Here is a 21,887-nt window from a genome sequence, read left to right on the forward strand (position 1 = left end):
CCGAGCAACGTTTATGACGGCTTTCTCCCGGGCGGCATTGCGGCCGATGCCTCCATCCGTGATGAGCGATCAGAATGATCCGCTGGTTCTGAAGCCCCCGCCGCCGAAGCCGGAATCCCACGGATTGGCCCATGGTGGAAGCCAGCGCGCAGAACCTGTCCCAGGATCGCATCGCCAATCGCACCCGTGAGGACGCCGCCCAGCACGTTGCCAAGGGCGGCCTCGTTGCCGAACGTGCCATAGGCGGTGTCATACCCCTGGTGCCGAAGCCTTGATGCCGGTGCCGGCGCCGACGAGGATGACGCCCACGCCTATGCGGAAGGCATCCACCGCGGCGGAGCGCTGGTGGCGGTGCGCGCCTCCGATGCCGAGGTGGATCGGATCATCGACATTCTCGATGACGGGGGAACGGTGGACTTCGACGAGCACGAGATCACCCGGCGTTAGGAGGGCTGGAGCGGCGCCAGCAGCTCCTATCCAAGCTCTCGGAGGAGCTGCCCGACGCAGTCGACCAGTTCACGCTGGACGGGCACTGACGACCGAGCAGGAGGTGTTTCTCACTGGAACTGACCGCCGGAATGGTGCATTGACCGTGCCCGGTTGGGTTCGAGCGAACGGGTGCTGAGGACTGGCATGGACGAGAGCTTCTCCAGGGTCGGCCTTCTCTATGGCATGGCTTTCGTGCTGGCCGTCAGCAAGGCCTGCACCCTGCTGATCTGGCGGACGCTGCCGAAGCCGCGTCCGCCACTGCGGCAGGAACTGCTCGAGCTCTGGCGCAGCCGCGGAACCCGTGAGCGGGTCCGGAAGGCTTCGGCGGTTCCTCAAACACCTGACGGAATTCGGCACGAGAATTCCTGCGCCCCCAGCGCACCTGCCTCCGATGAGTCTCCAAACGAGACAATGAAGCCGAAGGCATGGTCATAGCGGCCCTGACCAGCCAAAGCTGACCAAGGCCTTACGTCTTAGAAGCACCAGACCGAGCCTTCCTCCGATTTAAGGTGGCGGAGAAAAAACCCCATGCCAGTATCGGGGTTAGATGGTGAGCGCACTGGGACTCGAACCCAGGACCCTCTGATTAAAAGACAGGTGTCGCTGGTTTCCGGATGTATCCTGAAAATGCCGGATGCTTCCTAAGCCTCTGAACTAGCTACGTTCTTCTCTGCATAACGTATCCCCCGGGCTTCCTGCAGTTTCCGTCTTCTGGCTACCTATAGTCAAGCGAGGTAGCCTCTCGAGGAGACGGCATGAACCGCCTCAAGCTCACCAAGAGCGCCATCGGTCCCAGCCGAGGACGTGATCTGTAGAACACCGAGCTGAAGGGCTTCGGCCTCAAGGTTACGCCTGCGGGGCGCAAGGTCTTTCCCGTGCAGTATCGGCCTGCCGGAGACCGCCGCAATCCACGCAAGTACACCATTAGCGAGTACGGCCAAGTCACGCCCCATCGGGCCCGGATGGAGGACCAGCGGGTGCTGGCCGAGCGCGCGGCTGGATCGCGTGTCTGGCGTAACAGATTGGACCCTGCACGATCTGCGCCGGACCGTTGTGTCAGGTATGGCCCGGTTGGGCGTGACCCGGGTTCGTTCGTTTCGTGCTGAAACGAGCTCCTGCAAACCTGCAAAGACGTCTTTCGTGTAAACGTTTACATGCAAGGTCATGAGCGCAAATGACCGTGACCGGAACGAGAAGCTAGAGAACATCGACGCTCGGCTAGCACGACACGAGAAAGCAACCCGCATGAGCCTGGTCTGGCTAATCATTCTCGCGACAGCGGTGCTCGCCCTCGTGGGCTACCACATGGCTCATCTCTAAGGCTGTTGCCACCCAGCTAGTCGTCTTCGCTTCGAAGCAGCTCCACACAGCGCTCAACGCAAATCACGCACTGCCTCTTAGACGGTTGCAGATGAGTGAAACGAACACAAACGCGACTGCGCCCCCACATGCAGCGACTGCGAACTCGCCAAGGATGTGCGCGGGAATGTTCTCCGGAATCCGATTGGTGAGGGCGTGCTGAACATGGTGCAAGGAGGCAACCGCCATGCCCAATAACCCTCCGTAGAAGGCATTTCCAGCGGTGTCACAACACCTGACAGATTGGCATCTCTTTTCCATGCTGGCCGATTTACCCGAAATGCCCAGACTTGGCGAGGGAAGTTCCATAACGTCCGCTTCTCGGCAATCAGGAGACAGTTTCACAGGCGCCACACCCCTCAAGGACGCCCTGGAGGCTGCTCTGGCGGGAACTTGCCTTCGTGGACAACCGCCACGGCCCGCTCGAGGCCGTCTCGCACTTCAAAGCCAATCCAATGGCCGTCCATGAGGTGGGTCTGCCTCGCGCAGGCGAGGAAGTAGTTGCCGGACTGCTGCGCCACAAAGGTGAGTTGCCGCCTCTCGTTCGTGTAAATGCCCTCTGGCGGATCGGTGTAGGCACCCCAAATCGCGTCCTTCGCCTCCAGCTTCACCGGCATCTCCGCTTGGGCATACACCCTGGTCACCATCAGGCTGTGCCGAAACGACAGTGAGCCATTGAAAAACTCGATGTTCACCGACCAGCCCGTCGGCACCATGATCGTGAGATTGCCGCCCCAGTAGCCATTGAAGTCAATGATGTCGGTGCGGATGTTATCCTTGGCGTAACGGGCAACCTGATTCCAGTCGGCCACGATCTCCATCGCCACAGACTTGGCAGTGGGATCGTTCTTGATCCAGCTTGGAACGAAGGGCTCGCCGGCCTCTACAACTCCGGGGAGTAGGCCTAACGTGACGGCAATGGGAGCAAGCCGGGCAAAGCGTGCCAACATGTGATCCTCTCCTGCCAGGCGGCCCTAACACTTGCCAGGGCGCAATAGACTGCGACGGAGGTCGATGCAGCACCTAGGATACGCTTATCCCGCTATGCATCCAATTTGACCGTTCCATAAAACGGCGTTCCGCGAAATCTACTTGCGATGGCAAGGAGGAACGCCCTAACCGAGGGGTCTCTGCCGACCTCCGGCTAGGGCGTCCGGGCCTTGGATGAAGAGGTTTGGGGGCTTTCAGCCAAGGCATCTGCGACTCAAGGGAACAGGCGCCGCATATGCAGGACTTGGCCGTTCAACCGTGGCGATATTATGGACCGATCGATCCTGTGAGACCCGGGCGGACCAGACCTTTGCTGCGCCAGGACACTCGCACCCCAAAGCAGATCGAAGCGGTCCATCCCGCCCTGACTGCTTTGGAGGTGAGTGCTGATTCTCACTGCCGCATCAGCGGATCAGCTCGGGCATGGTCACCGCTAGATGGTTAATGAGCACTTAAGGAAAACTCCGTTCGGCTGAGCATCCGAACGGGGTCGCGTTTTTGAGCCTAGTACGCTACGCAGCCTGACAGCTTCCTATTCCTGCAGGGTTATGCAACGATGACTGTCTCCGTACTGTGCACTATGCGCAGTTGCGGAGACCGTTTTGCGCGCGTGGATTCTGCCATAAGCTCAGACGATGACTCACCTTTCCAATCCTCGTTCCCGCCGAACCGCCATCGATGAGGTAGGCCATGCCGTTGTCGCTTGAGCGCTTGGTATAAGTCGTGCGCGTGTGGCTTGAAGATGACTCAACGGGACGTGCCGGAACAGGGCTGGTCGACCGAAACGCTATCGTGATGGCTGGACGATCTGGTGCGGCGTTGAGCGGCGTTGAGTAACTCCACGGCTCCGAAATGCCCAACGCCTACCGATCACCCGCAGTCTATTCCCTGACAATCCATACCTCGGCGAAATTCTTCATAGCGCCGGCTGCGATAGAGCCGCGGCCATCGTTTCCCATCATGCTGGTCGGGTCGCCTTACTGGCACCGGTGCTTGAGCAGAACGGGGAAATTTTGGCCGACGATGTTCAGCATCTGCTCGGCAATGGCTTAACGACCCTGATAGCCCCGCCGCTTGACTTACGCTAAGGCCTCAAGCGCCATTACTGCCTCATCCTCGGTGGCGTAGAGCTCAACTTTCTCCTAGCCGTCGGCGCCGATCCTTCTCCAATCACATACCAGGTGCATGGTCCCGGACCGGCCGGCTCCCTCCCCCTTGAATTGCGCCCCGAAAAGGTTCTGCCGCGCGCCGACGTAGCCATCTGACACGACGGCAATACGCCGCTCTGTCGGCAATGTGATCGCGAAGTCTGGGTTGAATGCTGCCTCAGACCCGATGATCCGGTTTCACCGGCGGCAGTTCAGGCCTCGGCTCGACGGCCTTTTTGTCTGGGGTGTGTCGCAAGATCCGCTTGAGGCAAGAAGACAATACCCTCCGCAAATACAACACCCTTTCTCGTCTCTGCTCCCGATGTGCCACAGGGCGTTCAGGACCCGTCCGGCGAGCCGTGGCCCTCCGTCACATAGATGTCGCTGGTCCCACAATGAGGACAAACCGCCCGCCAGATGATCATTGCCCGGAGGGCCTGCTCCATTGTGAAAGGGTGCGAGTCCATGCTCGGCGCCCGGATCGCCTCCGGCGCGGCGGCGTCCGGGCGGTTCGCGCTCCCGGCCAGAGAAGGATGTCCATGGAGTTCCTCGACGTCCGCCGATGCCGCCTTCAGCAATGTGAGATCGCCGAGTTGCTCGCGGATCGTTCTGGCTGTCTTCCCTCCAATGCCGGGGATGACCCTTTCGATGCGGGGAGCGATGTGCGCGAGCTGGGCAAGCGTCCTGATCTTGTCCCTCTCCAGCGCCAGCCATGCGCGCCGCGGCAACCAAATTCCTTCGATATGCCCCTGAACCGCCTGGTCCGATGACGTTGCGCTCGCGTGCCTCATGGCCCCTCATTCCTCCCTGAACGCCTTGGCAAACTGGTCCATGAAAGGCTTGGACAAATACGAGATCGCGGTCCGGTCCTGCGTCGCCACGAAGACCTCGACCGGCATCCCCGGCTTGAGCGGCTGCCCGGCTAGTTTCTCGAACTCGGTCGGGTCGATGCGGACGTCGGCAAGATAGTGCGTGGTGTTCGTCGCCGGATCGCGGGTGGAGGCGGCGGAGACATATGCGATCTCACCCTTCAGCTCCGGCGTGGTGCGCTGGTTGAACGCAGAGAAGCGGAGTTTTGCGGATTGCCCGATGAAGATCTGGTCAACGTCGACTGGCGAGAGCTTGGCCTCGATCTTGAGCTTCGCGTCCTGCGGCACAATCGTGGCCAGGGTCTCGGCCGGCGTGATCACGCCGCCGACCGTATGCACCGACAGCTCGTTGATGATCCCCGACAGCGGCGCACGAATATCCGTCCGCGAGAGCCGGTCCTCGAGCGCGATGCGGCGGTCGTTCAGCTCCGAGATCTTTGTTGCGACTGCGCTCAGCTCGCGCTGGGCTTCCGTCCGGGCGTTCTCGTCGATGGAGATGACCTGCAACGTGATGCTGCTCATCCGGGCACGGGCGCGGGCGATGCTCGCGTCGACCTCGCCGATCTCGCCCGTGAGCTTGGTAAGATCACGGTTGATGCCATACATCCGGGATCCCTCGATCAGTCCCTTGTCAGCCAGCCCTTTGAGCTTGCTGTGCTCCGTCCGGACCAAGTTGAGTTCGTAGTTCTTCGCCGTCTGCTGGGCCTGGAGTCCTTTGACCTCCTGCTCAAGCTGCGCGATCTCCGAGCGGAGCTGTTCCTTCTGGCTTTCCCGGTTTGCCCGATTGCCCTCGAACAGCCTCACCTCGCCGTAGGAGGCGAGATCGGCCAGCGTGACCGGGACCACCTCTATCAGCGGAACGACGATTGTGTCCGCGGCATCTCGCTCCGCAATCAACCTGATCTTGCGGGCTACGAGTTCGGAGAGCTGCGAACGGACGATCGAGAGTTCGGCCTTGGTCTGCACGTCATCGAGGCGCAGCAGGATCTGCCCGGCCTTGACACGGTCGCCTTCACGCACTGCGATCTGGCTGACGATGCCGCCGTCGCGGTGCTGAATCAATTTCAAATTCTGGTCGACTTTGACCGTACCCTGGGCGATCACTGACCCGTTGATCTGGGCGATGGCCGCCCAGCCCCCACAGCCCACCACCAGAAGCGTTCCCAGGGCGATCCCGGCAGTGACCCGGCTCCCGAGGCGGAAATCGTCCTTGTCCTTCCCTGCGCGCTTGCTCATTCTCTGTCTCCTCAATGCCGCGGCTTTGGCCTGCGGTCGCTGTCTTGGTTATGCGTGCTCGACGACGACGATGGCTTTGTGGCCGTCAAGGTGGATGGTGGTCTCGTAGATCCTGTCATGATCGAGATCGGCCTCGATCACGGTTCGGTCGATGCTTTCCGACCGTTCATGCCGATACCGGATCCGCGCATCGTCCTCGTCAACCTTGTCGCCGTAGATGCTCTCGAACTGGCTCTCGAGCCTGTCGAAAACCTTCTCGAAGAGGTCGTACTTGGACATCCTGATCCGGTCACCGACCGTGAAGTCGACGATCTCGTGGAGGACCGGCGTGGGCGCGCAGGCCGGCGGAGGCGGGGAGAACTCGAACAGGTCGTCGCCATCGCCGCCCTCGAGCACCACGGGCTGCTGGCCGATGACGAAGCGGTCGTCGCCTGAGCCGCCGACCACGCACTCGATGCCGCTGAAGGTATCGGTGCCAATGTCATTGCCGCTTGCCGTTCCCTCGGTTAGGTCAACGGTGATCCCCTCCTCCGAGGACGAGTAGTCCAGCGTGTCGCGGCCTTCCCCGCCGTCGAACGCATCGTCGCCTCCATCGGCCTCGGCACTGATGACGTCGTTCCCACGGCCTCCCGACACAGTGTCCCGTCCGGTGCCGTCCGCGAGCATGTCATCGCCCGTGCCGCCGTCCAGGAGGTCGTCGCCGTCACGCCCGGCAATCCGGTCGTCGCCCGCGCCTCCCGAGAGGGTCTCGTCCCCTGCGACGCCGGAAAGCGTGTCGTTGCCCGAACCGCCGCTGACGGACTCGAAGTCGGTCACGATGTTGTTCCCGATTTCGGATCCGCTGGCGGTCTCCTGGGAGAGATCGACGGCAACGCCGGACGCTGTGTCCGACAGGTCGAGCGTGTCGTTACCGCTGCCGCCGTCGTAGCGATCACGGTCGCAGTCGGTGGCAACGATGATCCGATCGTTGCCCTCCCCGCCCGACATGGTGTCCTGACCGCTGCCGTCGTGAAGGGTATCATTGCCAGCACCGCCATCCAGCGCGTCATTGCCGCCCCGTCCGTCGATCCGGTCCTCGCCGGCCCCACCGGAGAGGGTCTCGTTGCCTACGGAGCCGGAGATCGTGTCGGCACCCGAACCTCCTCCGACGATCTCGAAGCTGCCGACCTGGTTCTCCCCAATCTCGGATCCCCCGGCAGAACCCAGTGCCAGATCGACATCGATGCCGTGCTCCGCAGTCGACAGGTCGAGAGTGTCGGTCCCGGCACCGCCTTCATAGGTGTCCCTGTCGCCGTCGAGGGCGACGACCACATGGTCGTTGCCTTGCCCGCCGGCCACGGTGTCTTGTCCGGCGTTGTCGAGGAGGAGGTCGGCGCCCGCCCCGCCGTCGACCTTGTCGTTGCCGAATCCGCCCGAGACGACATCGTTCGCGCCGCCCCCTATGAGGACGTCGTCGCCGTCGTTCCCCTCCATCGTGTCGTTTCCGGCATCACCGTTAATGAGGTCACTGCCGGCACCGCCGAACAGCGCGTCGTTGCCGCTGCCTCCGTGAACCTGGTCATTGCCATCGTCGCCGAAGACAGTGTCGTTGCCGTCGTCCCCGAACAGTCGGTCATCGCCCGCGCCACCCGAGATCTGGTCGTCTCCGGCCATTCCGAAGATGATGTCGTTGCCATTCCCGCCGTGGATGATGTCGTTGCCAGCCCCGCCGACGATGTGATCATCGCCGGTCCCTCCGTCGATCAGGTCATCTCCGGCACGCCCGTCGATAATGTCGTTCCCGGCGCGCGCCTCGATCTCATCGGCGCACGCGGTTCCGAGGAGTACATCGTCGCCGTCGGTGCCGACGATGGAGTTCCTGACCACCGAGAAGTAAGCATGCTGGACGATCGTGGCCTTGCCGTCCGTGATCTCGTACGTGACCGTCACCGGGCCGAGGCCGTTTCCGTCGTAGAGCCATCCCTTCCCGGTCCAGGTAATGCTGCCCGAGGATACCTTCAGGTTCCTGATCGACAGGGCGTCGCCATCGGGATCCGAAGCATTCGCCAGCAGGTCCGACAAGCCGATGAGGACAGTCGCGCAACCTGCTACGTCACGGAGGTAGACGGGTCCGCTCGTCCGCGGCGCCCGGTTGGCCTGACCACGGGGATCGTCATCGTCGTCCTCCACTGGCTTTGGGATCGGGTTCGAGTGCCCGGGCTTGTCGTTCCCGGGCCTCGAGCCTCCGCCGGTGCCGGGGCCGACGTTGTCGTTGGACGCGAAGAGCGCCCCCTCGAACCTCGCAAGTTTGCTGATGTCCGATCGCTGGACAAACGGATTCGCGAACTGGAGCGGCGGCGAGTCGACCATCAGGAATGTCGGCTCGGACAGGCGGTTGTCGAAAAGCGTGCCTGAACCGATCCGGCGCGGCTGGCCCTCCTCCGGCTGGGTGTCGCCCTGCTCCAGCGGCTCCAGTGGGGCGGAGAGCATCCCGGTATCGACGAGCTTGAGATGTGGCTTCCCACCGTCCTCTGGCCGCAGGGGCGACTCGTCCTCGTTCGGAAGATGGCCCCAACTCGGCATAGCGCTCTTGATGTAGGCGGCGATGCCGAGCACCAAGGCCCCGAACGCCAGCGGCATCTTCGATAACCTGACTTCCTTCAGCTCATAGCGTTGACGGGATTCGGCCTCGTTGGCTTGGCCGTCGCCCTTGGTTCCCTTGACGTCGATGATCATGCCATAGCCCTCGCGGTTGCCGGTGCCGTCGTCCGGGCGGCCGGGGCGACCATCGCCCCGCGGGTTCCGATGATCTCCTCCTTCGGCCCGAAGGCCGTCATGCGCCCGTTCTGAATGACGGCAATGAGATCGACGGCGACGAGGGCGCTCGGACGATGGGCGATGACGAGGGCGATGCCGCCCCGCGCGCAGACCGTCTTGATGGCCTCCGTCAGCGCCGCCTCGCCCTCGCCGTCGAGGTTGGAGTTCGGCTCGTCCATGATCACCAGGAACGGATCCTTGTAGAGCGCGCGGGCCAGACCAATGCGCTGCCGCTGGCCGGCCGAGAGCGCGGTGCCCTGGGCCCCCAGCTTGGTGCGGTAGCCCTCTGGCAGGCGCACGATCATCTCGTGGATGCCCGCGGCCTGCGCCGCCGCCACGATGGCGCGGGAGTCGTTCTCCACGTCGAAGCGCGAGATGTTCTCCGCGACCGTGCCGTCGAGCAGGGACACGTCCTGCGGCAGGTAGCCGACGTGACGGCCGAGATCCTCGTCCTTCCACTGGGTGAGCTCGGCCCCGTCGAGGCGGACACTGCCCCGCAGCACGGGCCAGATGCCGCTCAGGGCGCGCACCAGGGTCGTCTTGCCGCCTCCACTCGGGCCGATGATGCCGAGCGCCTGTCCGGCCTTGAGTTGGAACTCCACGTCGCTGAGGAGCACGCGGCCGGAGTCGGGGGCTGCAACCGTGATGCGTTCGACCTGGAGCGTGCTCTTGGGTGCCGGCAACGCCAGCGGTTCGTCCATGTCGGCCAACGCGATCACCGTCTCCTTGAGCCGCTGGAAGGCGGTGCGGGCAGCGACCACGCCCTTCCAGTTGCCGATGGCCTGGTCCACGGGGGCGAGCGCCCGGGCGGAGGCCACGGAGCAGGCGATGATCGCGCCGGCTGACAGCTCGCCCTGGATCGTCAGGTACGCGCCCAGTCCAAGTGTCGCCGATTGCAGGATCATGCGCAGCACCTTCGAGATGGCGCCGAACGTGCCGCTGATGTCGTTCGTCCTGGTCTGGAGGCTCAGGTGCTCGGTGTTCGCCTTGTCGAACCGTGCCACGGCCCGCTGCGCCATCCCCATGGCCTTGAGGATCTCGGCGTTGCGGGCATTTGAATCCGCGATCGCGTTGCGCTCGATCGCGGCCTGGTGCGTCGCGCCGGTCAGCCGCCGGGTCATGATCTCGGTGGCGATGGTAAGCATCGTCAGGACGACGGCTCCGCCAAGGACGAGAGCGCCGAGCAGCGGGTGAAGGAAGTAGACGAAGGCCAAATAGAGCGGCATCCACGGCAGGTCGAAGAGTGCCGTCGGCCCCTGCCCGCCCAGGAAGCCGCGCACGGTGTCGACGTCGCGGCCGCGCTCGAGCGCCTCAGAGGTCGAGAAGCCGAAGCGGGGCATGTCTATGGCGACCCGATGCGCGAGAGGCGCGATCCGCTTGTCGAGCCGAGCGCCGATCCGGACGAGCACTTGGGACCTGATCACGTCGAACAGTCCCTGGAACAGGTAGAGGCCGACGGCCAGGACTGACAGAGCCAAGAGCGTCGGTATGCTGCCGCTGGTCAGTGCCCGATCGTAGATCTGGAGCATATAGAAGGAGCCGGTCAACGCGAGCACGTTGATGATGCCGGACACCGAGAAGAGGAAGATGATAATTCCCCGAAGCCCTTGCGTCAGCTTTTCCGCTGCCTTCCGCTTCTGGGCCGACGTGAAACTGGTCCCGCGCATTGGTCCGTCCCTGCTGGTGGTCTTGTGGTTGTGGGGGTGACCGGCGGGCCACGGATGGCCCGCCGGTCGTCGTCCGTTCCTGGGACTTAGGAGAGGATGAAGTCCGACGCCTTGAGGTCGTGATTGCCCTTGAGGCTGATCTTGAACTCGGCCGCATCGGGCCCGGTCGTGTTGCCGCTCACGACGGTGTAGTCGCCGTCATCGCGGGTCTCGTGGGAGATCACGAGCTTGGCCGGTCCGGTGAAGGACGAGCCGTTCGCCAGCGTGAACGACTGCTTGCCGGCTGCGCCGCTGTTGGCATCGATCGCCGAGAGGTCGAGACGGTCGCCCGGCTGGAAGCCGACGATCGTGTCGCCGTTCGCATCGGAAGCCGACAGGAAGCGGAAGATGTCGTTGCCCGACCCGCCGTCGATCACGTTCACCGCGCGGCTCGCTGTGATCGTGTCGTTGCCCGACCCAGTCACGATGTTCTCCACGCTCCAGATCGTGTCGCTGCCGCTGTGGCTGCTGAACACGCTGCCGCTGCTGGCACCGTTGCCGCCGAGGTTCGCCGTGATGCCTGCGGTGATCGCGGACATGTCGAGCGTGTCGGTACCGGTGCCGCCCGCCATGTCGTCGCCGTAGTAGACGTCATTGCCGTCGCTTACGGATGCCACGATGAGGTCACCGCCCGCTCCGCCGTACACGGTGTCGTTCCCCGTGCCGGTATTGATCAGGTCGTTGCCCTCGTCACCGAAGATGCGATCATGGCCCGCATCGCCGTACAGCATGTCGGCATCGCTGCCGCCGAGCATGTTGTCGTCGCCGTCGCCGCCGAACATGACGTCCCGCCCGGCTTCGCCGCTCAGGAAGTCGTTGCCGCCGCCGCCGTTGACGATATCGGCCCCGGCCCCGGCGACCACGTTGTCGTTGCCGTCGAGGGCCATGATCGTCTCGGACTTCGCGGTGCCGATCAGTACCTCGGTGCCGTTCGTTCCGGCGATCGGAGCGCCAACCGAGGTGTCGGGCTGGGTCACGGGAGGAGTGGAACCGCCCCCGTTGTTGCCCGTTCCGGCACCGTCGCCCTCGTCGTCGTGCTCGCAGGATTCGTCGTCTTCCTCGTCGTCGCCACCTGGGCTGGCGACGTCATCGTCATCCTCCTCGTCATCGTGGGTGTCATCGGACCCGAACTGCGGCAGACCGCCCTCGCAAACGAAGGTCAGCTTATGCGTGCCGTTGGACATCGTGGTCACGCCGTTCTCGTCGGTCGTGATCTCGTAGTCCGCGGCCACCCTGCCGTTCGGAAGCTCGATCACGTCCTGCGGGCGCAGCGTGCCCACGATGGTGTCGTTGCCGCCGTTGGAGCGGAAGTAGATACGGTGGGCCGATTGCAGCGAGGTGATGTCGACGGTGTCGTTACCTCCATTGCCGTTGATGGTGATGGTGCTGTAGCTCAGGCTCGTCGGGGAGAAGTTGCCGATGGCTTCGACCCTGTCGGTCCCGGCCCCGGTGTTGATCGTGATCTCCTCGATGTTGTCGAGTTCCGCGATGACCGAGGTGGTGTTCCCGACCCTCCGCGTGATCACGATCTCCGTGCCCGGCTTGAGATCGGTGAACCCGGCCGCGATAGCCTCCGCTCGGGCATAGACCGTGAACGTCTCGTTTCCGGGTCCACCGTTGACGGTGAAGCGGTCGAGCGTGCCCGCGCCGCCATCCACGAAGTCACGCCCGTCGTTGCCGGTCTCGTTGCCGAAGAAGCCGGTGTCGACGTTCCAGACGATGGTGTCGTTGCCCCCGCCGGCGAAGATCAGGTCATTACCCCGTCCTGCGTCGAAGGTGCTGGCGGCATCGTTGCCAACCAGGATGTTGGCGTTGTCGTCGCCGCCGATCGTGCCTTGGGTATCACGGGTGAGAGTGACCGTTCCCGTGGAGGTCGCATTGGCAGCGCCCGAGCCGTCGTTCACCGTATAGGTGAAGCTGCCGCCTCCCGTCGCGTTGTCGGCCACCGTCACGGAACCCGGGGCCGAGGTCAGCGAGACGGAAGTCAGTCCGCTCAGGACCCTTGCGTCCGTGATGTCCAGGACACCACCCTCCGAGTCGGTGTCGTTGGCCAGCAGGGCCCATTCGGGAATGACGAACGGCGCGGTCGTGTGGTTGGTGATCACGCTGTCGCTGATCACGACCGGGGGATCGTTCACCGCAACCACGTTGATCGTCGTGACCGCCGTGTTGCTGTCCAGGAAGCCGTCATTGACGGTGACCTGGACCACGCGGGCTTCCGTGTCCGGTTGCGTCGACGTGCTCCTGAAGGTCACGGCCTGGATGGCGGCTTGGTACGCCGCCAGGGAGGCTGCACCCGTCAGGGTCACGGTGATCTGCCCCCCCGAGTTGACGATCTCGCGGGCGATGCCGGCGGGCAGCGTTCCGACTTCCAGCACGTCGCCCGCCTTGGCGTTGGTCAGCACGATCCGGGCCGAGGCGAGTTGGGCATCGTTGTCCACGATCCCCGGCAGGTCCGCAATCGAGACTCTTTGGTCGCCCTCGGTGTAAGTCGTCGCGTAATTCACTGCGGGGGTCGCGGCCGGTCTGACGAAGTCGACCGAGACGTTGTCGATACGGACGGACTCGGAGGGCTCGAAGAAGCCCCGGTTAAAGCCGTCCGTCTCGAAGCGGATGGAAGCGTTCGGGCCGAAGGGCCCCGCGAGCTCGATGCTGCGGTTCGCACTGTTGGTGCTCCCGTTGATGGTATCCACCTGGGTGTACGTCACGCCGTCGGCCGAGAAGAGCACCCGAACCGTCTCACCGGCATCGAGGTTGGCTTCGGCGACCGAGTAGGTCAGCCGTGCCGATGTCGCCCCGTCGAGGTTCAGGCTGCGCTGGATGGTGGCGCCGCCCTGGTTCTCGTGGAACTGCAGCGCACCATTGGTAATCCGGATCGTGCCGGTCGTGGTCGGTGGCGTGCCTGGATCGCTCGCCTCCTGCCAGCCTGTGGTCCAGGGCGTCGCGCCGTTGGAGTTCGTGTAGCTCGCTTGGCCGAACTGGTCGAGGTACTGCCCATCATCGAAGGCGTGGAGCGACAGCTCGGGCCGCTGGAACCTGATCTCGCCATCGGCGAACTTCAGCACCTCGATGTTAGTCAGGCGGTCCGTGCCGTCCGTCCTGATCCTCTCGTCACCTCCCACCGGCGGGGGATCGTTGATCTCCAGGTTCGGGTTGTGCTCGACGTCGATGCTGCCGTCCTCGTTGCGGGTGATGGTGTAGTTCGCCATCACGTCAAAGAAGACTGCGGTATCTACGTCATCGTCCTGCCCACCGTCGACGATTTCGCGCACGATCGAGAGCTGGCCTGGGTTGAGCGTCCGGTCGAACATCGTCTGCTGGAGCGTCTTGCCGCCGAACTGAGCCACCGCGCCGTTGACGACCTCGCCCTTCTCGTAGTCCGACTCGAGGTAGATCTTCCCGTCCATTCCGTCGGCCGTGTAGATCACGGGATCGGCGTCGGGATCCTCTGGGTTTTGGACCGTGATGCGGATGCGCACGTTGAGCCACTTGTCGCCGTCGATGATGTCGTCGCCGGCATTGCCCTGGATCGTGTCGCTGCCGGCGCCGCCGAGCAGGATGTCCGAGGCGTCGCCCGTGCCCATCACTACCGTCTCCGACTTGCCGTCGGCCCCCGTGATGGTCGTCCGCCCGAGGTGCGCTACGAGATCGGCGAGGCCGTCGATCAGGTGGAGGTTCTTCTCCAAGAGCGCGTTGGAGTAGGATTCCAGCGGCGCACCGTCCTCAACCTGCGTGGCGTTGCCGAACTCGTCATAGGCACCCACCACGACCTCGCGGCCTGTCAGCTTGTCATCGTGCTTCCAGCCGGAGAGGCCCTCCACCAGGTCGAAGCGATCCCGCAGGATGTTGTTCTGCTGGTTCTGGAAAATCGAGACCGTCATATCCGAGTCGGCACCCTGGTTGTGACCCTTGTGGATCGCCCAGTCGAAGCCGGCCATGCCGTTGTTGCGCTCGATCCCCTCGTTCTGGAACATGATGTCGTCGCCGGATTCGGCGTCGTAGTCGTTGTCGTTCCCGCGCCCGTTCAGGACGTCGTGGCCGATGATCGTCGAGTTGAAGAACAGCTCGGAGTTCTCGCCGGCCAGGGTGTCGAAGCTATCGCCACCCTCGATCCAGTCATCGCCCTCGCTGCCCTTCAGGAAGCTGATGCCGGTGCTGCCGCGGATGAAGTCGTTTCCGAGCCCGCCGGTCACGTCCTTCGCCTCGGTGCCGCCGTAGACGAAGTCCTGGCCGCTGCCGGCGAACACGAGGTCGAGTCCGCTGCCCGCGTTGATGACGTCGTTGCCCGCGTCGCCGTGGATCACGTCGGCCGCGCCGACGTCGGTGCCGCTATCCGTGATGATGTCGTCGCCGTCGCCGCCGTGGAGGTGGTCGACGCCGTAGCCACCCTCAAGGCTGTCATCGCCATCGTCACCCCAAAGGGTGTCGTCGCCTTCGCCGCCGATCAGAGTGTCGTCCTCGTCCGTGCCGCCAAGCACCGCATGGTCGCTGCCCGCGTAGCGCAGGTAGTCCGTATCCCCGTCGCCGTCGACATCCTTTCGGATCACCTTCGGGCTGATCGCCTGGAGGACCGGATTCGTATGCTCCGGATCGTCGTCGATCTGCTTACTCTCGTCCATCTCGAGAATGACGTCGGCCGTCTGGAAGGCGGAGCCATTGATGTGCGGGGATTTGCCGTCGCCGACGCTGGTGTTGCGCATGAGGAGCTGCGCGAAGGAGTCGGCTTCGAGCTCGTTGAGGAGGTTCAAACCCTGGGTACGGCTGAGATAGTAGAATCGGTCCCCCGCCTGGAGCTGCTCCATCTGGAACTCGAACACGTAGGTGAAGGAGGAGCCGAGCATTGAGCCGAAGGTCATCTTCTTCTCGGCCAGACCGCCGATCCAGAAGTCGACGTCGTTGAGGCCACCGAGACGGCCCGTGGCGGTGTCGCCGTACTGACCCCGGCCGTGCAGGAAGGCCATACGATCGGCCTCGAAGGCAGCGTAGGCGTCACCCTCCAGCGAGTTGTCGCCGAAGATGAGCTTCATGGCGGCATCGCGCTTGGCCTCGGCGGTGGTGGCCGCCTTGATCGAGGCATGGGTGCCATAGGCCGCGATGAAGTTGATCAGCGAGGCTGGGTTCTTGAGAGAGAGCGCGAAGTCGTGCCAGCTCTCGTAGGGCTTTACGCGGCTGTCCTGGGTGTCCGCATAGAACTGCTTGCGGGCCTCGTTGAGCGAGGGAACGCCGGTCTCGCGGGCACGGGCAATGTTGACCGCGCCCAGGTCGAGCGGCAAGCCGACCAGGTTGTTGCGCAGGGCATCCGTGATGTGCTCGTCGATTTCGTTGCCGACCTGACGGGACATGCCGTTCAGGATCGCACCCGCCGCATCATTCGGGTCAACGCCCGCATTGCCGAACGCGATCGGGTTGAGGAACGCCTCGATCAGGCCGATGTCGCTCTGGGTCACGCTGCCGTCCGCCCCGACGTTGATCATGTCGATGGTGTCGGTGAGCATTGAATGGCCAAAGCGGTACACTACGTGGGCGAACTCGGCCACGATCGCACCGTCGACGGTGGTGGTGTTGGAGAACAGGAAGGGATCCACGTCCGGCGCAGCGGCGCGGGCGAACTCCTCGAACACGAGGTGCTGGTAGACCATCTCGGTCGAGAAGCGTCCTGCCTGGAACAGGCGCTCACCATCCCACACCAAGTTGTCGATCTCGTTCTGCGTCTGCGGAAGGCTGGCCACGTCGACTGCAAGCCACTCGTTGAGGAAGGCGAGGTCGCCGGACTCCAGCGCGATCTTCTTCGTCTCCTCGATGAAGCGATTGTGCTCGGAGTGGAAGACGTGGTGGACCGAGGTTAGGCCGATGTTCTCGTTGCCGCGTCCGTCACCCACGACCACGTGCTTGTCGAGCAGCTCGTTGTCGTAGGAGAGCTTGCGTCCGCGATAGTCCGTGCCGATGTCGTTGCCGGCATCCGTGTCGGAGTCGGCCTCGACGACGAGGGTCTCCTGGGTCGCGGGATTGCCGTCCGCGTCGTAGACGGTCCCCGGCACGGCATCGTGCGCGATGTCGTTCAGGAAGGCGCGTCCGGCCGAGAAGGCTTGGGAGGCGGGAACGGGCAGAATACCCTGTTCGGCGTTGGCGAGTTGCCCCTCTACAGGACCTGCAGCTGTAACCAGTTGCGGGAAGCCGTTGGCGCCGCGCACGAACTCGCCGTAGACGTCCGTCAGGATCGCGGGAACGCGCAGCACATCCATGTCGGTCAGCTTGATGCCGAGGACAGTCTCGGCCTGGTGCTTGACATCGGCCCAGGTAGCCGGGCCGCCGTTCGTTCCCTCGAGCATGAGTCCGGTCGCGACCGGCTTGCCGTCGACGAGCACGTACTCGCGCAGGAAGACTTGGTGCGACGGGTTGGACGTGTAGACTTGATTGAGGTCGATCCAGGGGGTGGTTTCGTTCCGGTGGCCGAGGAGCACGTCGTCCGCCGTGTTCATCTGGCCGTCGGCGCCTGCGCCCATCACCGGGGTCGCGCGGGTCAGGACCATGAAGTTGGTGGAACTGCCCTCGACGTAGAGCGGGTCGTCGGGCTGGAGCGGGATGTAGACGGTGCCGTTGTCGCCCTTGCTGACGAGGTCGAGACCGTGATCGAAGAATTGGCCGAACAGGGTGAAGAAGCCGTTGAAGGGCGCCGTGTCGCCGAGGTCGGCCGACACGTTCGGGATCACGACCGTATCGCCTTCCATGGTGACGCCGAGTGTGTCCTGCATGGCCGTGTAGGCAGCATCCTTGACTTCCGTAGCCTCGACGACCGCCGTCTCAGCAGTCGCTTTCGCGGCCTTGGCCGCATCCAGCGCAGCCTGCGCGGCGTCCCGGGCCGGGCCTTCGGGAGCGCGGGCCACAGCCATCTCCTTGGCAGTGACATTGGCGGTCGCGTTGGCAAGGGCCTTCTCGGCCGCCTCGCCGGCCTTGTACGCGTCCACGGCGGCCTGATACACGGCCATGTTCGTTCCTGATGCGAGGAACGCATAGGGATCAGCGTGCCCGAGGTTGGTGAGCGCCGCAATGATCGTCGCCGGGTTGCCGACGGTCTGGTCCGAGATCAGGTTCGAGATCACACGCGGATCGGAGTCGTAGACGTCGCCCTTGTCGCCGTAATACGTCTCGACCGTTCCGGCCGGTGCCCCGGGCCGGTGCATGTTCGCTGGCATCGTCTCGCCCGCGACGTAGTTCGGGTCAGTCAGGCGCGGCATGACTTGGTCGGCGGCGCCGCTCCACTCCTTGCCGGGGATCAGATTGTTGTAGCTGCCATTGACCGTACGCAGGCCGTAGGGCAGCAGATGGTGGCTGACCAGTTCGGCGAGCGGCTTCGCAGCCGCGCCGGAATGGGCCACCGAGTTAGCCTCGGCGACCTTGATCTGCTTCAGGATGAATTCGAGGTCGTGCTTGACCAGATGGACCATGGTGTCTCTCCTTTGGTGGCTTTGTCTTCCGTGCGCATTGTCCCGGCTGGGGCAGCCTCGCCCGTGGACCTGCGCTTCCGTCAACAATCTTGGCCAATGACCACCCGGTCCGCATCGTATTGAGGTACAATGATTTTTCCCGCCTTCGGTCGAGGTTTCGCCTCGACCTTGGTCCAGGTGTCCCGGACCAAGGTCGAGGCATTCTCTCGGACGATGGTGCGGTTTCGTCCCGCAGTGCGGGCGTCTCCGCAAGCTGCACGTCGTGTCGGCTGTGTCGGAGGCAGCGTGGCGGGACAGACCTGAAAGCGGAGGGGCGCGAACCAACCCGGAGACCGTTCGCCGCAAGCGCGTCAGCTGAGTCGAGGTCTCGCTGACGGTCTCACCGTCAGGACCCGGCAGCGCCGGATCGTCGGCGCCTTGACGATCGCCCTCGACGTCACCGGGGGCGAGCGGCTGAAGAAGCCACTCCCACTGGTCATCCGCGAGCTCCATCACCGGGTGAGGAACACCCTCGCAGTGGTTCAGGCGGTGACCGCCTCGAGCGTGCGGCGCGCGAACCATTGCCGGGTTCCGGCAGCCCCTGCGGTACGTTTCACCTCGCTGGGGGACTGCAGGCCCCTGATCGCAAGGGATCGCTGCGGGGCCTCGCTCCGGAACATCCTGAGCTCCGACGTCGGCGGCACACAATGTCGGGTTCGGTCAGTGAATATCGCTCAGCAGGGACAAGGTTCGGCTGCCCACCGCGATCGCTGTCGCATGCGAGACGGTGGTATACGAGCTGACTACCAATGCCGCCAGGTACAGGGTGTGCTCACTGCCCGCCGGCCGAATTGAGGTGACTTGGAGCTTGGAGGAGCGGACGGACTGGGCGGGGTCTCCTGAACTGGCAAAAACGGGAGCCCTTGCGTCAGGAAGCCGGAGCGGCAAGGTTTTGGCTCAGTGTTGTAGCGGCGGGCCCTCGGCTCACATGGCCAGGTTCCCGGGCTCGCTCCACTCGCGTTTGGCGATGAGAACGGCCTCTGTCCGGTTCCTGGCCTTGAGTTTCCGCAGGATGTTGGTCACGTGATACTTGACGGTCTTTTCCTGCACGTCCAGCCGCTCGCCGACCTCACGGTTACTCAACCCTTTGGCCACAAGGCGCAACGTGCGCTTCTCCTGGTCGGAGAGGGACGCCAGCGGACCGGCCCCCGTCCGCGCCTTGTTCGACAGCAGGCGCAGCGCGAGATCGGGCGCCACGAAGGTGCGGCCGGCCACCAGGCTCCTCACCGCCGCGATCAGGTCGGGCGCACGGATGCCCTTGGGGAGGTAACCGACCGCGCCTGCGTCGAGGGCATCCATCACGTCATCGTCATCCTCCGAGACCGTCAGCATCGCGACGCGGGGTGGTTCCGGCATACGGAGGATCTCCCGGGCAGCCTCGATGCCGTTCCCAGGCATCGACACGTCCAGCAGGATGAGATCGGGGGCCAGTTCCCCAGCGAGCCGCACGGCCTCGGCGGACGAGGCTCCCTCGCCCACGACCTCTATCCCATCGTCGAGCGCGAGCGACTGAATCACCCCGAAGCGGAACAGCGCATGGTCGTCGACCACGGCGACACGGATCCTCTCAACCATTCTGGCATCCCCCCTGCATTCTCGTTTCTCCCTGGATTTTCAAGATCATCTCGACCCTGGTTCCTCCGCCCGGAACCTTGCTCATACGGAACGTTCCGCCGAGGCTTTCGACCCGCTCCTGCAGCCCGACGAGGCCGAGACCGGAATCGGCCCGGGCTAGGTCGGCGATGGCCGCTCCTCCACTGTCCTCGACAGTCAGGCACAGGTCCTTGTCCTCGAGCTTGCAGGTCACGGTCTGGCCAATCCCGCCGGCGTGGCGGAAGGCATTGTTGAGACCCTCCTGGGCGAAGCGGTACGCGCAGATCTTGACTGCGTTCGGAATGGGCTGAAAGACGTCCTCGCAATCGACGGCAACCGTGGTCCCGGTGCGCTGCTCGTGAGCGCGGGCCGCGCGTCTGACGACTTCCGGCAGCGGCAAGCGCTCTATGTCCGGCAGCACCAGTCCCTTCGAGATGGTGCGGATGTCGCGGATCGCGTCGGCAAGAACGGAGTCCAGCATCTGCAACTGCTTCTCGCGGTCCGCCGCCGTTCGGGCACGCCGCACGTGCTCGATCTTCAGGGCCGCCAGTCCGACGAGCTGGGCCGGACCGTCGTGGAGGTCGGCGCCTAGTCCCCGAAGAAAGCGCTCCGTCAGTTCGGAAACGCGGCCCGAGGCGCGCTGGACCCGCTCCCGGAGCACACGGTTTCGCAGGGCTGTCCCCTCGATCTCTGCCATGCGCCGCCGAAGCTCGCCCTGCTGGGTCAGAATGATCCTGTTGCCGCGATGGACGACCCAGAAAAGGCCCGCCATGATCAGCCCGGTGGCTGCGATCCGTGCGAGCCAGCTCTTCAGGCGCAGCCACCACAACCTTTGCTCCAACGGATCCGCCACCTCATGAATTTCCGCGATGGCGATGATGCGCCCGGTGAGATGCTCCCGGATCGGGGTATAGATCTCAAGGTAGTGGGAGGTGAAACCCCTAGCCTCATGTTCGTCGGCTTCAAGATCGGCGTAGCGAGCGATAACTTCTCCCGTGAGGGCACCGACAACGCCGGCAGGAGGAGCAAACCTGCGCCCGATCAGTTCGGGAGATCTCGAATAGGCTACGAGACCGCCCTCCTTCCAGATCTCCAGGTGAGGGAAGCGGCTCTCGAAACTATCTCTATCGAGCAACCGGTCCAATTCAGCGCGATCGCTCTCTGGCAGTACACCATCCTTCGCAAGACGCTCGTTCAGCGGCGACAGGAAGCTGTCCATGAACAGTGCAGTTGTCGCCGCCTCGCGGTTGATCGTGTTCCTTGAAATGATCTCGGCGGTGAACAGCCCCTCAACGATCATCGCAAGCAGCATGATGGCGCCACCCGTCACCGCGAACTGTCGGGTCAGGCTCCAGGATCCCAGGACCACTCTCCAGCGGCGAGATCCCAGCCTTGCTTCCAGCCCTGACATGTGGCGCCTCAATTCGTTCCATTGAAGGGTAAGGATATGCAGGACAGTCTTCCCTACAACTGACGAAAGTCCATCCTGGAACTGGACTTTCGTCCAGGAATACCCCCTTCGAATCCGGAAGACGACGGAGACAGGCTCGAGGTGCGGTCGGGATCCCGAAGCGCGTTTCCTCCTATGATGCAAGGGTTTGCGCAAAAGTTGGGTCGTGGCTCAAACTCGCCGGCAAGGGCCTCTACCCATATGGAGTTAGCACTTCCAGTCGAACCGGTAGCCCTTTCGGACCGAGGACTCGATTCCTTAAGACGTCTAAGGTTCTCGGGTGAGCAGACCTGGATTAGGAGGTTCGGATGAACCCGCACCGCCAGGTGTTGCAGGGCGGGGAAGAAGTCCATGAGTTCGATTTCAGTTGCCTTGATCGACAACCATCCGGTTACGGTCGAAGGTCTGGCGCACGTGCTTGCCGCACAAGGCACGTTCACGGTGGTGGCGCGCGGCGAAAGCTCCCGAGATGCGCTTGCGATTGCCAAGCGACACCGGCCCGACCTCATAGTCCTGGACCTTGCAGTCCCTGGTAATGCTATCGCGGCAATCTCGGAGATCACGGTCAGTTACCCGGGCATTAGGGTTGTGGCCTTTACGGCCGCGCCCGGCGTGGACTACGCCGTGAATGCACTGGAGGCGGGAGCGCGAGGGTACGTGTCCAAGTCCTGCAGGACGGACGAGATTGTCGCTGCCGCGAGGGCCGTGACCGCGGGGGACATCTACATCTCCCAGAACTTTGCAAGCGAGGTGATTTCGGCCTTGAG

General features: G+C 63.8%; 15 protein-coding genes. 7 read left to right on the top strand and 8 right to left on the bottom strand.

Going from position 1 to position 21,887, the window contains the following annotated elements; genetic code table 11:
• Positions 1-131: 131 nt before the first annotated feature.
• From E4K09_RS29170 to E4K09_RS29175, 5 genes are all read left to right on the top strand, one after another.
• Positions 132-275 carry a hypothetical protein gene (locus E4K09_RS29170; RefSeq protein ID WP_166802360.1) on the top strand — a complete coding sequence of 48 codons (144 nt, stop codon included), beginning with the start codon at positions 132-134 and terminating at the stop codon, positions 273-275.
• Entirely contained in the window at positions 247-447 is a 201-nt protein-coding gene (locus tag E4K09_RS16450) for a hypothetical protein (RefSeq protein WP_244610536.1), read from the top strand. Before E4K09_RS29170 ends, E4K09_RS16450 begins: the two co-directional genes overlap by 29 nt.
• Positions 448-633: 186 nt before the next feature.
• On the top strand, positions 634-924 hold the full coding sequence (locus E4K09_RS16455; protein ID WP_193557302.1) for a hypothetical protein: 291 nt from the start codon (positions 634-636) through the stop codon (positions 922-924).
• Positions 925-1,364: 440 nt separating this feature from the next.
• On the top strand, positions 1,365-1,595 hold the full coding sequence (locus tag E4K09_RS31080; RefSeq protein WP_425293852.1) for a hypothetical protein: 231 nt from the start codon (positions 1,365-1,367) through the stop codon (positions 1,593-1,595).
• A 58-nt stretch (positions 1,596-1,653) separates the two neighbouring features.
• Positions 1,654-1,809 (top strand): hypothetical protein, encoded by a 156-nt coding sequence (locus E4K09_RS29175; RefSeq protein WP_166802361.1) that lies wholly within the window; start codon positions 1,654-1,656, stop codon positions 1,807-1,809.
• Positions 1,810-2,207: 398 nt separating this feature from the next.
• Here the strand turns inward: E4K09_RS29175 and E4K09_RS16465 are convergent, their stop codons facing one another.
• The 6 genes from E4K09_RS16465 to E4K09_RS29180 form a co-directional block, all read right to left on the bottom strand.
• The gene (locus E4K09_RS16465) at positions 2,208-2,798 is read right to left on the bottom strand and encodes a sulfocyanin-like copper-binding protein (protein ID WP_134498851.1); all 591 of its coding nucleotides are present in this window, start codon (positions 2,796-2,798) and stop codon (positions 2,208-2,210) included.
• Positions 2,799-4,324: 1,526 nt separating this feature from the next.
• The gene (locus E4K09_RS16470; RefSeq protein WP_134498853.1) at positions 4,325-4,777 is read right to left on the bottom strand and encodes a hypothetical protein; all 453 of its coding nucleotides are present in this window, start codon (positions 4,775-4,777) and stop codon (positions 4,325-4,327) included.
• 6 nt (positions 4,778-4,783) lie between these two features.
• A complete protein-coding gene (locus E4K09_RS16475) occupies positions 4,784-6,091 on the bottom strand; it encodes an HlyD family type I secretion periplasmic adaptor subunit (RefSeq protein WP_134498855.1) in 1,308 nt (435 codons plus the stop codon).
• Between the two features lie 48 nt (positions 6,092-6,139).
• A complete protein-coding gene (locus tag E4K09_RS16480; protein ID WP_134498857.1) occupies positions 6,140-8,806 on the bottom strand; it encodes a calcium-binding protein in 2,667 nt (888 codons plus the stop codon).
• A complete protein-coding gene (locus E4K09_RS16485; RefSeq protein ID WP_134498859.1) occupies positions 8,803-10,554 on the bottom strand; it encodes a type I secretion system permease/ATPase in 1,752 nt (583 codons plus the stop codon). The genes E4K09_RS16480 and E4K09_RS16485 overlap by 4 nt, the downstream gene beginning before the upstream one ends.
• Before the next feature lie 86 nt (positions 10,555-10,640).
• Positions 10,641-18,038 (bottom strand): peroxidase family protein, encoded by a 7,398-nt coding sequence (locus E4K09_RS29180; protein WP_166802362.1) that lies wholly within the window; start codon positions 18,036-18,038, stop codon positions 10,641-10,643.
• A 543-nt stretch (positions 18,039-18,581) separates the two neighbouring features.
• Between E4K09_RS29180 and E4K09_RS31085 the strand changes: the two genes are divergently transcribed.
• Positions 18,582-18,872 (top strand): hypothetical protein, encoded by a 291-nt coding sequence (locus E4K09_RS31085; RefSeq protein WP_425293853.1) that lies wholly within the window; start codon positions 18,582-18,584, stop codon positions 18,870-18,872.
• A 129-nt stretch (positions 18,873-19,001) separates the two neighbouring features.
• On the opposite strand, the gene E4K09_RS16500 is transcribed toward E4K09_RS31085, so the two are convergent.
• Both E4K09_RS16500 and E4K09_RS16505 read right to left on the bottom strand, forming a co-directional pair.
• A complete protein-coding gene (locus tag E4K09_RS16500) occupies positions 19,002-19,652 on the bottom strand; it encodes a response regulator (protein WP_134498861.1) in 651 nt (216 codons plus the stop codon).
• Positions 19,645-21,081 carry a sensor histidine kinase gene (locus E4K09_RS16505; RefSeq protein WP_134498863.1) on the bottom strand — a complete coding sequence of 479 codons (1,437 nt, stop codon included), beginning with the start codon at positions 21,079-21,081 and terminating at the stop codon, positions 19,645-19,647. Before E4K09_RS16505 ends, E4K09_RS16500 begins: the two co-directional genes overlap by 8 nt.
• Positions 21,082-21,471: 390 nt before the next feature.
• Here E4K09_RS16505 and E4K09_RS16510 point away from each other — a divergent pair.
• A partial coding sequence (locus E4K09_RS16510) for a response regulator (RefSeq protein WP_134498865.1) occupies positions 21,472-21,887 on the top strand: 416 nt, incomplete at its 3' end.

It is taken from the genome of Microvirga pakistanensis, assembly GCF_004458765.1.
GTDB lineage: Bacteria > Pseudomonadota > Alphaproteobacteria > Rhizobiales > Beijerinckiaceae > Microvirga > Microvirga pakistanensis.